The sequence below is a fragment of the Lactococcus cremoris subsp. cremoris KW2 genome (genome assembly GCF_000468955.1).
GTDB classification, from domain to species: Bacteria; Bacillota; Bacilli; order Lactobacillales; family Streptococcaceae; genus Lactococcus; species Lactococcus cremoris.
Map to the genome: position 1 here is coordinate 1,701,734 of NC_022369.1, position 13,597 is coordinate 1,715,330.

General features: G+C 35.9%; 11 protein-coding genes and 1 other RNA gene. 2 read left to right on the top strand and 10 right to left on the bottom strand.

The genetic code is table 11. The features are described from left to right. Positions 1 to 289: 289 nt before the first annotated feature. Entirely contained in the window at positions 290 to 1,255 is a 966-nt protein-coding gene (locus KW2_RS08035) for an NAD(P)/FAD-dependent oxidoreductase (RefSeq protein ID WP_021037598.1), read from the bottom strand. 133 nt (positions 1,256 to 1,388) lie between these two features. Then, positions 1,389 to 2,387: a catabolite control protein A gene (ccpA, locus tag KW2_RS08040; protein WP_014572279.1), complete on the bottom strand. Its 999-nt coding sequence runs from the start codon at positions 2,385 to 2,387 to the stop codon at positions 1,389 to 1,391. 213 nt (positions 2,388 to 2,600) lie between these two features. Between ccpA and KW2_RS08045 the strand changes: the two genes are divergently transcribed. Beyond that, a complete protein-coding gene (locus KW2_RS08045; RefSeq protein WP_011834755.1) occupies positions 2,601 to 3,689 on the top strand; it encodes a M24 family metallopeptidase in 1,089 nt (362 codons plus the stop codon). A gap of 103 nt (positions 3,690 to 3,792) precedes the next feature. On the opposite strand, the gene KW2_RS08050 is transcribed toward KW2_RS08045, so the two are convergent. The 7 genes from KW2_RS08050 to KW2_RS08080 all read right to left on the bottom strand — a co-directional run bounded on the left by KW2_RS08050 (position 3,793) and on the right by KW2_RS08080 (position 12,062). Then, on the bottom strand, positions 3,793 to 5,802 hold the full coding sequence (locus tag KW2_RS08050) for a cell division site-positioning protein MapZ family protein (protein WP_021037599.1): 2,010 nt from the start codon (positions 5,800 to 5,802) through the stop codon (positions 3,793 to 3,795). Positions 5,803 to 5,983: 181 nt separating this feature from the next. Next, on the bottom strand, positions 5,984 to 7,138 hold the full coding sequence (locus KW2_RS08055; RefSeq protein WP_021037600.1) for a THUMP domain-containing class I SAM-dependent RNA methyltransferase: 1,155 nt from the start codon (positions 7,136 to 7,138) through the stop codon (positions 5,984 to 5,986). A 119-nt stretch (positions 7,139 to 7,257) separates the two neighbouring features. Further along, positions 7,258 to 7,640: RNase P RNA component class B (gene rnpB / locus KW2_RS11945), an RNA gene on the bottom strand. 133 nt (positions 7,641 to 7,773) lie between these two features. Beyond that, positions 7,774 to 8,160 (bottom strand): cell division regulator GpsB, encoded by a 387-nt coding sequence (gene gpsB / locus KW2_RS08065; protein ID WP_011676557.1) that lies wholly within the window; start codon positions 8,158 to 8,160, stop codon positions 7,774 to 7,776. Between the two features lie 53 nt (positions 8,161 to 8,213). Then, entirely contained in the window at positions 8,214 to 9,218 is a 1,005-nt protein-coding gene (gene holA / locus KW2_RS08070; protein ID WP_021037601.1) for a DNA polymerase III subunit delta, read from the bottom strand. Position 9,219: 1 nt separating this feature from the next. Then, positions 9,220 to 9,798 carry a hypothetical protein gene (locus KW2_RS08075; RefSeq protein WP_011676559.1) on the bottom strand — a complete coding sequence of 193 codons (579 nt, stop codon included), beginning with the start codon at positions 9,796 to 9,798 and terminating at the stop codon, positions 9,220 to 9,222. After that, positions 9,795 to 12,062: a DNA translocase FtsK gene (locus KW2_RS08080; protein ID WP_021037602.1), complete on the bottom strand. Its 2,268-nt coding sequence runs from the start codon at positions 12,060 to 12,062 to the stop codon at positions 9,795 to 9,797. The genes KW2_RS08075 and KW2_RS08080 overlap by 4 nt, the downstream gene beginning before the upstream one ends. 191 nt (positions 12,063 to 12,253) lie before the next feature. Here KW2_RS08080 and KW2_RS08085 point away from each other — a divergent pair, with 191 nt between their 5' ends. Further along, entirely contained in the window at positions 12,254 to 13,039 is a 786-nt protein-coding gene (locus KW2_RS08085) for a Cof-type HAD-IIB family hydrolase (protein ID WP_021037603.1), read from the top strand. A gap of 39 nt (positions 13,040 to 13,078) precedes the next feature. Here KW2_RS08085 and KW2_RS08090 read toward each other — a convergent pair whose 3' ends face one another. Next, entirely contained in the window at positions 13,079 to 13,471 is a 393-nt protein-coding gene (locus tag KW2_RS08090; protein WP_011676562.1) for a hypothetical protein, read from the bottom strand. Positions 13,472 to 13,597: the final 126 nt, after the last annotated feature.

The window sequence follows — 13,597 nt, forward strand, 5'->3', positions numbered from 1 at the left end:
CTAATTTATTTTTTCTTACCTTTTTCAAGGAAATCTAGCAGACCAAACTAATTTACACAAATAAACCTAAGCTTTAGTCACATTTTCTTTCTCTATTATACCATAGCCTGTAAGACGAAACAATCTTATATCGTACTCCATAGACTATGCCAGCAAAACGAGAATCTCAGTCTCTTATTGAGAGACTAATGAGGTATACATAAGAACTTCCAAATAACCACGGACAAGCGAGTATTATACTGAATATCATAAAAACGTATCCCTTGGAATACGTTTTTTATATTAAAAATTAAAAAATAGATGATGAATGTCCCCCTCTGAGTGGGTGATTAAATTCAAGATTTTTCGTCATGGCATTAATTGCATGTACCGCCTCACCAAAACCGACAGACATTAAAGGCATTTTCCCAGCATAATCACTTGCATCTCCCGCAACATAAAGCCCTTCAATATTAGATTGCATCATTGAATCGGCCTTAACACGACCATTACGACTGACCTCTAAGTTTTCAGCTAAGCTCACCTGATTCGTTAAAAAGCCATAATTAACTAAGATTTTATCAATGGAAAAATTCAAATTTTCTCCAGCCTTCACTTTTTTTAGTTCTAAATCATTCTCATTAAAATTTGAAAAAGTATAAGGAGTGTGAACTTGAATACCAGAGTTCATCACTCGATCAACTGTCATTTCATGACCACGAAAGGCCGTTCTTCTGTGAACCAAATGAACTTCTTTAGCCACTTTTTCTAGCATTAATGACCAGTCTAAAGCTGAATCTCCCCCACCAAAGACAGCAACATTTTTCCCTTCAAATTCTTTTAGTGAAGTGATAAAGTAAGAAATTTTTCCTTCATTTGCTAAGTTTTCTTCATTATCAATTCCTAATTTTCGAGGCTTTAAAAGTCCTGCTCCGGTTGTTAGTAATACTGCTTTGGCTTTTCTATTTGATTTATCGGTAATTACAGAAAAAATTCCATCTTCTTTTTCAATTTTTTGAACGCTCTCTCCAAGAAAAAGGCGATGAGAAATTTGTGCCAATTGCTCTAAAAGATTTTTCGTTAAATCAGCTCCAGTTACAGCGGGTAAACCAGCGATATCATAGATTAATTTTTCAGGGTAAAGATTTTGTGGCTGACCGCCTGCAACTTGTGCTGATTCAATTATTGCAACCGATAAACCACGCATTCCTGCATAAAAAGCCGCATAAAGACCAACAGGACCAGCTCCAACAATAATTAAATCTAACTCTTGCATATCAAACTCCTTGAAACCTTATCGATTTTAAGATAAAGTCATTTTCTATTGTCTATCTATTATTGCGACTTTTCTTGTAAATGTCAAATACTTTTTACTTTAAATAAAAAAAGCCCCCAATTGGGCTTAATTTTTATTTAGTTGAGCGACGAGAAATGATTTCATGGTCCAAAACTAATTGGTTTTGCTCAACATCTTCTTTAAGCATTAATTTTGTCAAAAGACGCATTGCTACAGCCCCTAAATCATAAAGCGGTTGATTAACAGAAGTTAATGTTGGATAAGTATATTGAGTAATTGGTGAGTTTGCACCAGAAATGATTTCAAATTCTTCAGGAACTTTAACTCCTTTATCCATCATCGCAGACAAGAGGCCAACGGCTACCGTATCATGTGAAACAACTGCAGAGGTTGCTCCTCTTTCAAGTAAGCGTTCAGCAAGTGATTTGCCTTGTTCGTAGCTATAATTACCTTCAAAAACAAGATTTTCATCAAATTCAATATTTGCTTCAAGTAAAGCTTCTTGATAACCAACCATACGTTCAGTGTTTTCAACATCTTTCAATGAACCCATGATGTAAGCAATTTTCTTATTTCCATTTTCGATTAATTTAGTTGTTGATTGGTAAGCAGCCAAATGGTAATCAATATTAACTGATGGAATTTCTTTATCCCCATCAATTGTTCCTACTAAAACAACAGGTGTTCTTGAATTTTTAAGGGAAGTTCTAATTTTTTCATCTAATGATGAGCCCATGTAAACAATTCCGTCTACTTGTTTTGACAAGAAAGTTTCTAAAACTTTTTCTTCTTTTTCAACATCATTATCACTATTAGCTAAAATCATGTTGTATTTATACATGGAAGCGATATCATCAACTCCGCGAGTAATAGCTGCGAAGTATGTTGAGGTGATTGTTGGCAAGATAACACCGACCGTTGTTGTCCGTTTACTTGCAAGTCCACGTGCCACAGCGTTAGGACGATAGTCAAGCTCAGCAATAGCTTCTAAAACCTTCTGGCGCGTCTTTTCCTTCACATTTGCATTTCCATTTACAACGCGACTAACGGTTGCCATTGAGACTCCGGCGACACGTGCCACATCATAAATTGTTGTTGTTGATTCTACCATATTTGGCTATCCTCTTTCTTTTCTTTTTATTCATAGTATTTATGAAAACCATTTTCATTTACAAATTATATCATGAACTGTAAACCTTTTCAACCTTCAAGTGTGTTTTTTTACGTGATTTTTCAATAAAAATAGCGTAGAATGGATATATAGTGTTTTTTATTTTCAGGAGAATTTAGAAAACTTATTTTCATTAATATTGGAGGAACCATTTTGAGCAAAATTGAACGTATTTCAGCCTTTCTGAATGATAAAGAAGTCGATATGACTTTCATCACTAATCCGACAACTCTAAATTATCTAACAGGGCTAGCAATTGATCCCCATGAACGAATTGCTGGTTTGATGATTTTTAGAGATTCTAACCCTATGTTATTCACCCCTGCCTTGGAAGTTGAAAAAGCTAAAGAACATACAAGTGGCCTAGATATTTTTGGTTATGACGATTCTCAAAACCCTTGGGAAGTTGTTAAAAACCATGTAAAATCAGAAGTCAAATCAATTGCTGTTGAGTTCTCAGATATTCCTTTAGCTAAAACAGAAGGTTTGAAAGCACAATTTGGTGATATTAATTTTGTGAACTTGACTCCATTAATTGAACGGATGCGTTTGATTAAATCAGCAGATGAAATTGAAAAAATGAAAATTGCTGGGGATTTTGCTGATAAGTGTTTTGAAATTGGTTTTGCTACTGCTGCCGAACGTAATGGCGTCACTGAATCTGACATTGTCGCAAAGATTGAATACGAAATGAAACGTATGGGTGTTCCTCAAATGTCATTTGATACGTTAGTACTATCAGGTGCTCGCGCAGCAAATCCTCATGGAGGACCTGAAAATGTCGAAATTCAAGAAAATAAGCTTCTGCTCTTTGACTTGGGAGTGATGAGTGGCGGCTATGCATCTGATGCAACACGTACTATTGCTATTGGTCAACCTAATGATTTTGATGCTGAAATCCATAAGATTGTTAAAGAGGCACAACAAGCGGCAATGGACTTCATCAAACCAGGTGTGACTGCTCAAGAAGTTGATGCGGTTGCTCGTGATTTGATTACTAAAGCAGGTTATGGTGAATACTTCAACCATCGTCTCGGGCATGGTATTGGAATGGATGTTCATGAGTATCCATCAATTGTGGCCGGAAATGACCTCGTCATTCAAGAAGGAATGTGTTTCTCTAATGAGCCTGGAATTTATATTCCTGGTAAAGTGGGCGTTCGTATTGAAGATTGCCTTTATGTAACTGATAATGGTTGTGAAAGTTTCACTCATACTGACCATGATTTATTAATCTTCTAATAAAATAAAATTAAAAACTTTCGCCAAATTTGGCGAAAGTTTTTTACTGACAAATAATTTTTCAATAGAAAAAATAATCATCGCAAAGATGATTATTTTTATTTTATTCACTGTAATCTAAATTATCAGCATGACCAGAGCCATTACCAACAAAGAATCCTGTTTTTGCATTGATTGAGACTAAGTAACGTCCATCTGGTGCATAAAGGTTATAATATCCACTAACAATTCCTGCAGGGAAACCTTGACTACCGTTGGTTGTATGAATGGCAGTCGGAACTAAAATGTAATTATCACCTGTAATATAGCCGCGTTCGCGTGCTTTATTAAGCACCATTTCTTTAATTCCAGCCCCCCATGTAAAGGCAGGATCATTTGGATTAATACCAGCTTGTGGTTGAACCCGTGCCGCTGAAACTTCTAAATTCACTCCATTAGAGCTCAAACCATTGCCGTTTGTGCTGGCATTGGCATTTGAATTTGTAGAAGACGAAGCATTCGTTGTAGAACTGCTTTGACTTGTTGTACTTGATGAAGAGGTTTGAGTTCCTGCTCCTTGATTCGCTTTGGCTTCTACCGAACTTGCAGAGGCTTGGGCCGAGCTTTCTTTGGCCACTTGACTTTTTGCTAAATCGATAGCCTGAGTTAACAATTTATTCAAAGTTTCATTACTCGTTTTCGGAGTTTCTGGAATTTTGACATTAGTCACTATTTTGGCAGCTGAATCAAGTTTTCCATCAGTAATTGCGGCACTTGTAAACAAGGCGTTTACTTTCTTAATGGCATTAATTTGGTCTGTAAGACTTTCTGTTTCTGATACTGCATTTGACCAAGCCATTGAATTTTTGTGACTATTAACTAAAGTTTCGAGCGCAGCCAAGTTTCCAAATTGACTATTTTTCAAAACATTATGTGATTTATCAGTAAAGAATGAATCATATTGTTTTTCAAATTTATCTAAGTCAGTCTGACTACTTTTCGTTGTTTGAACAGTCTTAGGTTTTTGATGATTATTATACTGTGCAAATCCAACCGCACCAGCTGCAATTAAAATAATAGCACATAAACCAATGATAATCGGTGTTTTTCGATTTTTAGCTTTTCCATCAGTTGTTTTTTCCTCAGCTGATTCTTGAGGTTCTTCTTGACTTTCGGATTTAGGAGCAATTTTTTCTGACGTCAAAACGGGAGCTACCTTATCAGCTGTAATCACTTTATCAGGAATATCAGCTGTATTCTCCTTAGGTTCTTGAACTAAGTCTGTAGGAGCTTCCTCTATTTTAGACGCTTCAGGTGTCTCCTTGGCTTCTTCATTTAAATCAGAATTTTTCTCTTCTTCTGGTTCTTTTGGTTCAGCTTCTGATTTTTCCACTTTTGAAGTTTCTGGACTTTCATCATCCTTCACTTCCTCCATAGGAACTTCATTTGCTGACATCATGATTGGGACAGTAACTTTTTCTTCTTCTAAAGGAAGCTCTTCTACTGGTTCATCAATTTCTTCTATTTTCTCAACTGATGGACTTTCTTTTTGCTCTGGCAATGTACTGACAGGAGCATCAACCATCACAACAGGATCTAAGACAAGGTCATTTTTTCCAGCTTTTGCTTCTTCTGGCTTTTTGTCAGTAACTTTCTCAGTCTCTTTTTCTTCTGGTAAGTCTGATTCTGACTCAATCTTCACTTCATCAGTCTCACTTTTATTTTCTACTGCTGAAGTGCTTTCTGAGTCAGTATTTTTTTCAATTACTGCTTTGTCTTTTGAAGCGTCTTCTGCTTCTTGTTCAAGAACTTCCTCCTGAACTTCTGCTTTATCTGCTGATGGCTCGATATGTTCTCGCTCAGACTGAATAAATTCATCTAAATTTTTATTTTTAGCATCTTCAATTTCACCGCGATGCTGACGAATATATTTATCTAAAACAGATTCATTTTCTTCATTTTCTTTGTCAACTCGTTTTGATTCTTCGACAATTTCACCCACAGTAAAATTTTGTAAATCTTGAAGTTTCAAAGTTTTTTCGCCAATTTGTTGCTCAGGTTTTTGGTTGTTTTTATTCTTATTAGTATTGTTATTTTTGTTTTTATTTTTGTTTTTTTTATTTTTGTTTGACATTTTTCCTCCGAATAAGATTCCCACTATTCCAATAAAATGGTGAATCAGACAACGAGAGTTGCTCAAACTCGTCTGAATCAATTTATTGACAAACTTCTGTCAGTAAATTAATTTCACTGACAGGTATCATAAACAAAATAGCAAGATGCTAGTTCACACGATAATATCTGTCAGTAAAAAATTATTTCATCCGTTTTCCGAAATACATATACAAATCTGTTCTTAGTGTTCCGTTATAAAGTTTGCGTTTTTTAGTTGCTTTTGCACCATAGTGTTTTTCAAAAGCGACATCACTCGTCAAAATGTATTTACTCCAAGTTTCAAGTGGTGCAAAGGTTTTACCCATTTCACCATAAAGAGCCGCTACAGCCTCTTCATCTTCCAAACGCACCCCGTAAGGTGGGTTAGAAACTAAGACACCATCAAGCTTATCTGTTCTAAAATCTTGAAGTCGCATTTGCTTATATTTTATCACATCTGAAAGGCCTGCCGCAAGTGCATTGTGCTTCGCGATTTCAATCATTTTTCCATCAATATCAAAACCTTGAATATCTAATTCTAAATCTGTCCTAACTTGTTTTTGAGCCAAAGCTTTTTCTTGTTTCAAAATTTCTTCATCAAACCAAGGCCATGCCGTAAAAGCAAAAGGACGATTCATTCCTGGAGCCATGTTCAAAGCCAACATTGCAGCTTCAATTGTGAATGTTCCAGACCCACAAGTTGGGTCAACAAAGGCACGACTTGGATTTGCTAACCAATTAGTTAGTAAAATAATTGAAGCAGCCATGTTTTCTTTTAAAGGGGCTTCTCCTTTTTCTGAACGGTAACCGCGTTTGAAAAGCGAGTCACCAGTCGTATCAATCAGTACAGTTGCCATATCCTTGTGCAAGGCAATTTCGATAGAAAATTTTGCCCCATTTTCCGGAATGGGTACTCCTTCAGGACGATGGTATGTCGTTTGTAATTTTTTTACAATAGCTTTTTTTGTAATACTTTGAATTGACGGTTCATTATGTAAAGTTGACTTCACTGATTTTGCTTTACTGACAGGAAATTGACAGCCAAATGGAATGAGCTCATCCCAAGGTAAGTCATAAACATTTTCAAACAATTCCTCAAATGTTCTAGCTTTAAATTCACCCACAACGATTTTAACACGGTCAGCAGTTCTTAACCACAGGTTAGCTTTAGCAATTTCCGCCAAATCTCCTTCAAAGAAAACTCGTGAACGGTCATCAATTGAAACATTTTCAATTTCAAGATTACGAAGTTCGCGAGCAACTAGACTCTCCAAACCACTTGAAGACGTGGCCAATAATTTGAATTTCTTTTGCATTTTTTAATCTTTCCAATCTCTGTATTATTCTTACAGACTGAGATACTATTCTATTTCACGTTACCAATTATTTATCAAAAAAAGCCGAGGCTAAAAGCCCCAGCCTGTGTCATACAGTTTTCTATAAGCCATGTTTTGTTCCAGTTCAATCCATATCAATGAATCTCCCCTTCGATAATCATCTGTCTGCCAAAATTCTTAATTTCAGCCTCGACCACGCCTTCATTTGGGCTAGTCAAGTGCCCCGACCATAAGTTTGGGTTGCTCGCTTGAGGGGTTTACCACGTTCCATTCTTAGCGTTTCCACTAAGACTCGTCTCTATGGCACTTTTACAGGCTACTCACGCATATCAAAAGACTTAGCGTTTTGGCCAGCCGTTAGGCATGACGCTCCTACCTAGGTTTATTGTTTGACCTAGCACAATCACTGCGTGCATCTCAGCAACGCGCGAGCATGGACTTTCCTCACGATTCACAAAGAATCGCGCGATTATCCGAAAACTGTTTTTTCAAAAATTAAGCAGAACTATAAAGCTCTTTTCCAAAATCCTTGACTTCACAAATCTGTGAAGCTTGCTATTTCCCTTATTTCTAAGTCCACAGCAAAACATAAAACACTTTAAATTTTATATTTTTTAGTTGTTTTCACTAGCGATGCCATTAGGGCCAAAAACAGCTTGTTCTAAACGATTGATTCGTTTGAGTAAATCAAAATTACTTGGATTACGCATTTCCACTTTTGGTTTACTTGAACGTGCTTGAAGAACTTGGCTTGGATCAAAGCGTTGTGTATCATCAAGATTTGCTTGATTTGGTTTAGAAACTTGCATTTCCAATTCAGCAATCTTTTTCTTCAAAAACTCATTTTCTTCTTGGAGACGCAATGTTTCTGTCTGATAAGTTTCATAATCAGCAATAACGTCATCAAGGAGTTCATCGACTTCTTCTTTATCGTAACCACGCATCTTTGTAGAGAAGTCTGCTTCATAGATATCTTTAGGCGTAAATTTAAATGTCGGCATTTTTACCTCTTCATCATCATTATAAAATGTCCATTATTTATGATAACAGATTTTCAGTTTTTTTTCAAGGTCAACTTGATTAATAGGATATCAAAAAGATAAGCTTTATCAGCTGCACTCGTTTTTATCGCAAAATCGAGTTGAATTAAATCAGCAAGTCCTTTTTTTAAAGAACTCACTTGCAATCTTCGGACCAATTGATTAGCCAATTTCACTGGATAAGGGTGCATCTTCAGATATGAAACCTGTTGATTTTCTTGCCAACCCTTTTCTTGAAAAAGTTTGACTTGCAAATACAATCGATAAGAATTAGTCAAAATCGCTAAAATTTTAATTAAATCTTCTCCTTGTAAAGTTAAATCATGAACTAAATCACGCGCTTCATCAATTTTTCCTTTAAAAATTAAGTCAGTCAAGGCAAAGATATTATCTTGTAGTGATTTTGGAACTACTTTTTCTACATCATCTACCGTGACTTCACGCCCTAAAGCATAAGTTTGAACTAAATCAATATTTTGCTTCACTACTGAAAAACTGTCATTAGATTTGGCTGCAATTAGACTTAATACAGGTCGTGGCAGTGAAGTTTCATGACTAAAATATTGAATGAGTTCTTGTGTTTTTAATTCCTGTGCTTCAAGTAAAGTTGCTTTGGCTTTTAATTTTTTGACAACTTTTAGGCGACTGTCCAATTTCCCATAGAGTACCAACACAAGCTGGGTGGTTTCCGAAGGGTCATCTAAAAAATTTTCAAAACGCTTAAGCTGTTTTTCATCTAAAATAGTTTTTTTAGCCGTTGTTAAATTGACCAAGTTTTCCAAAATAACTAGATGAGAATCAGAAAAGAAGGGAAGGGATTCCAAGTCTTCCAAGGCTAAATCGCTATTATTGGGCGTTAAGTCATAGTAGGATTGACTTAAATCTGTCGGTTCAAAATTTACAAAAGTCAATAACTGGCTTTTTAATTCTTGAACCATTTCTTTTGACTCACCAAAAATTACTAAAATTTGAGGGAGCCCTTTTCTTTTGACTTCGTTAAATTCATCAAATACAGTCATATTAATTCCTCAACAACATTATTAAAGCAAGTCCCACTAAAACTATCACTAGAATAAGCAAAGCAAAACCTATGCAGCCAAACTTAAATAGCTTAGCAAAACTCGATTTTGCATTTCTGACAATCTCATTATCAGGTACGGCAACTCTTTCTTCGATAGATTTATATTTTTCGTTGGGGTCGAAAGTGGCATAAGCTCCACCAATAAATCCCTCATCTTCCGTCATTTGATTTCCGTGCAAGGCATCATTCCATGTAATTGGTCGATATGACTCCACACCCGGAATAAATGTTTGAGAGGAAGTGATATTTTTATCTACTTTTAATTCTTCATAAAGTGCTTTAACTGGGGCTTTCATTCCCCCTTTTAAAATTTCATCATCAGCAGGTCGATTCCAAAATTCTAAGCGCATATATAGCTGACCTAAAATTTGTAAAACAGGTTCTTTGCGCTCATTTAAAACCAAAGCATCCGCTAAAACATTTTTTTCCTTGCTTGAAAGTTCTTTATTTTGCTCATCTTCTCGTAAAATTTCATAGATTTGTAGAAAATAGTGACGATAATATAGTTCTTCACTCATTCTTCTACTCCTCCAATAAATTCTCCATCCGGACTAACAAGGACTTTACGAGGAGTTGTTCCTTTAGCAGGACCAACAATTCCCTGCGCTTCTAGCTCATTCATCAAATCAGAAGCACGATTAAAACCAACCTTTAGCGCACGTTGTAATTGAGCCGTTGAAGCTTTTTGAGCAATAATAACCATGTTTCTTGCCTCTTCAAACAACGGGTCTCCTGAGCCTGTATTTGAAGCCCCAGTTCCCACTTGGTTCTCATCCACTTCTCCAGGGTCAAAGCTTTCATCATATTGTGCCTCTGATTGATCTTTAATAAAGGTCACAACAGCTTCCACATCATCATCTGACAAGAAAGCTCCTTGCAAACGAACTGGGTGGTTTTCATCAATTGGTTTAAAGAGCATATCTCCACGACCAAGTAATTTTTCCGCACCATTTGTATCTAAAATTGTTCGTGAATCTGTTCCAGAGGAAACCGCAAAAGCGATACGTGAAGGAACATTTGCTTTAATTAATCCGGAAATAACGTCAACAGATGGACGTTGGGTAGCCAAAATCATATGAATCCCTGCCGCCCGTGCTTTTTGACCGAGTCGAATGATGGCATCTTCCACTTCTTTACTTGCAACCATCATCAAATCGGCTAACTCATCAACAATAACGACAATCAAAGGAAGTTCAAGCATTTTTTCATCTGATTCCGCATTATATCTTTGAACTTTCTCATTGTAACCAGCAATATTTCTGACACCATAACGGCTGAAAAGTTCATAACGTTCTTCCATTTGGTCAACAACTTTTTGAAGCGCTCTGGAAGCTTTGCGAGGATTGGTTACCACTGGAATCAATAGATGAGGTATATCATTATAAACAGATAATTCAACCATTTTAGGATCAACCATCAAGAATTTGACTTGGCTAGGCAAAGCCTTCATCAAAATTGAAGTAATTATTCCATTAACTGCAACTGATTTACCAGAACCAGTCGATCCTGCAACCAATAAATGGGGCATTCTAGTTAAATCAAAAGTTCGAATTCCACCATCTAAAGACTTACCAAGCGGAATTTCAAGGAGTTTGCTAGGATTAGTTTTACCTGCTTCCCACATCTCACGAAAACCAACCATTGCAACTTCAGCATTTGGAATTTCGACACCAACTAAAGATTTACCAGGAATTGGCGCTTCAATCCGAATATCTTTTGCTGCTAAAGCAAGGGCTAAGTCATCTGACAAATTAACCACACGAGAAACTTTTGTACCGGTTGCTAATTTGATTTCATATTTGGTAATTGATGGACCAACAACTGCTGATTCAACATTGGCACCTATTCCAAAAGATTTGAATGTTTCTTCTAAAATCCCAATATTCTTACGGACATTTTCCCGTTCACCTGATTGATTTTTGACAGGGACTTCGGCTAATAAATCAATGGTTGGTAGTTTATAATTTCCATTGTAATTATTAGTATTCATGAAATTCACTGGTTCATCATCGACTGGATTTTCTTCTAAAACTGGATTTTCATTTTCTTCAAAAGGCGCTTCTGGAATATTGATTGGAATTTCCACAGGTGCTGAGGTAAATAATGAGTTTTCGGCTTCAGGCAAAATAGTTTGTGGCTCCGGTATTTCTTTTTCTTCTTCCAGTTTTTTAAGAGCTTTGACGGCTTTTTTAGCTTCTACTTTTTCTGCACGTTTTTCTTTCCATTTTGCTAAACGCTGATGCAAATCTTCACGCATCTTAGGAAAGAGCCCTGGAATCATGAGATAAATAGCAACAAGCCAGAGAACAGCGGCAATAATATAAACCCCTATTACTGAAAACAAGGCTTTGGCGGGTTCAGTAATGATTGCTCCGATAAGTCCTGAACCAACAAAATGAATCACTCGACCGGCTGTTAAATCAGACAAAATAAGATGGAAAGTTTCATTAAGTCCTTGATGAAGTCGAATTTGAAAGACAAACATTAATCCAATAAAAGTTAAAATAATAGCTGGAATAATTCTTTTATTTTCTTTCAAAAATTGCTTACGAAAAACTGATAGAATCATTATTGTTGCCACTAAGAGAAGAAAAATAATGGCAAGTGAACCAATAAACAGGCGAACAATATTATAAAGTAAGATTCCAACAATCCCTAAGCGAGCAAGGGCAAATAAGATTAAAAGAAGCCCAACAAAAAAAGCAATCATTTTCCTTGTTGCGGCTTTTTTCTGTAGTTCTTTTTTGGTATTTCTTCTAGTTGTTTTTTTCTTTGCAGGCATTTTTTTACTTTCACTAAGAGTTTGAGATTACTGACAGACTTGTCAGTCAAATTATTATTTTTAAATGGTTTATTTTGAATATTCGTTTTGTGCAAATACTAATGATAGTCTTGTCAGTATTTTGAATCATTTAATTAAAATGATGGATAATTCCACTTACAATTATATCATAAATTTGATACAATAATTTTATGGAAAATATCAATGATTATAAGGCTTTGGCCTTCTTCGATTTAGACGGAACTTTGCTTAACAGTCAAAGTAAACTTGACCAAGAAGTCATTGAAGGAATTCACCGCATTCGTGAAAATGGTGTCTTGCCTTTTATTGCCACTGGTCGTGGTCACTTTGAACTGGATGAAATTATGGCTACAACAGGAATTACTGGAGCTATTGCTATGAATGGTCAGTACATTGTTTTAGAAGGTGAAACAATCTATAAGGAAGAAATTCCAACGGCAAGTGTTGAAAAATTACTAGATGCCGCACAACCCCATTCAGAAGCCCTTTCTTTTTACGATAGCCAAGGTTACTGGGTGAGCGAACTCACTGATTTAGCTAAAAGAGCCTATTCTTACACTCACATGCCAATGCCTCAAGTAGATGCTAGACGTTATCTTTCCCAAGAAGTCAACATGCTTTTGGTTTTAACGAATCAGCTCAGTCAGGTTGAGTATTATAAAGAACAAGTGCCTGAACTCAACTTTTTCATGAATTCTCCTAGTTCAATTGATGTGACAAATAGCACAACTAATAAAGGCACGGGGATTAATCATGTCAAAGAAGTCTTGAATTTCACTGGCCAAACCTTTGCTTTTGGCGATGGGCGTAATGACCTTGATTTATTCAAAGCTGCTGACCACAAAACGGCAATGGGAAATGCAGTGCCAGAACTAAAAGAACTAGCAGACTTCATCTCTACTGAAAATACAAATCATGGAATCATCAATGCATTCAACCATTGGGGAATCTTATAATAAAAAAAGTTACTGACAAAATATCTGTCAGTAACTTTTTTATTTATTTTCGAGCACTTCTCGTCTTCGATAGACAAAAGCTAGAATGAAACAAATGGCAACTGGTAAAGTTAAAATTAAACCTGCTCCGTTAAAAACTGAGGCGAGTCCGTAAAAAATTCCGACGACTAAGAAATAAATTCCCCAACCTTTTTCTTTATTCAACCTAGCAAAAGCTATCCAATTAAGTACAAGCAAAGCGATTAAAATTAGTCCCGCAATCATTGCTGCTGTAGATAATAAGTTTTTATCAAATCCAGCATCTTGAAGTTCTGTCATAATTTCTGAACCAGTTTGCATGGAAATAATCATCCAAAAACTAAGGAGTCCCAGCAGAACAAGAATTGTAAAAATGATTGACCCAATAAGAGCAAATATTTTTGATTTAGTCATTTTTTCTCATTTCCTTTTTTATTTTTTAATTATAACATTTTTAGGGCAACAAAAAAAATCCGCCTCAAAGAGCGGATTCCTAAAAATCTTGTCAGTAATAATTTAATTTTTAAATTTACTGACAGA

Excerpts from the sequence above, each read along its gene's own strand:
- KW2_RS08090 (WP_011676562.1), bottom strand. The coding sequence starts at position 13,471 with ATGACTAAATCAAAAATATTTGCTCTTATTGGGTCAATCATTTTTACA.
- KW2_RS08080 (WP_021037602.1), bottom strand. The coding sequence starts at position 12,062 with ATGCCTGCAAAGAAAAAAACAACTAGAAGAAATACCAAAAAAGAACTA.
- KW2_RS08050 (WP_021037599.1), bottom strand. The coding sequence starts at position 5,802 with ATGTCAAACAAAAATAAAAAAAACAAAAATAAAAACAAAAATAACAAT.
- ccpA (WP_014572279.1), bottom strand. The coding sequence starts at position 2,387 with ATGGTAGAATCAACAACAACAATTTATGATGTGGCACGTGTCGCCGGA.
- KW2_RS08055 (WP_021037600.1), bottom strand. The coding sequence starts at position 7,138 with ATGCAAAAGAAATTCAAATTATTGGCCACGTCTTCAAGTGGTTTGGAG.
- KW2_RS08035 (WP_021037598.1), bottom strand. The coding sequence starts at position 1,255 with ATGCAAGAGTTAGATTTAATTATTGTTGGAGCTGGTCCTGTTGGTCTT.
- KW2_RS08075 (WP_011676559.1), bottom strand. The coding sequence starts at position 9,798 with ATGAGTGAAGAACTATATTATCGTCACTATTTTCTACAAATCTATGAA.
- KW2_RS08085 (WP_021037603.1), top strand. The coding sequence starts at position 12,254 with ATGGAAAATATCAATGATTATAAGGCTTTGGCCTTCTTCGATTTAGAC.
- holA (WP_021037601.1), bottom strand. The coding sequence starts at position 9,218 with ATGACTGTATTTGATGAATTTAACGAAGTCAAAAGAAAAGGGCTCCCT.
- gpsB (WP_011676557.1), bottom strand. The coding sequence starts at position 8,160 with ATGCCGACATTTAAATTTACGCCTAAAGATATCTATGAAGCAGACTTC.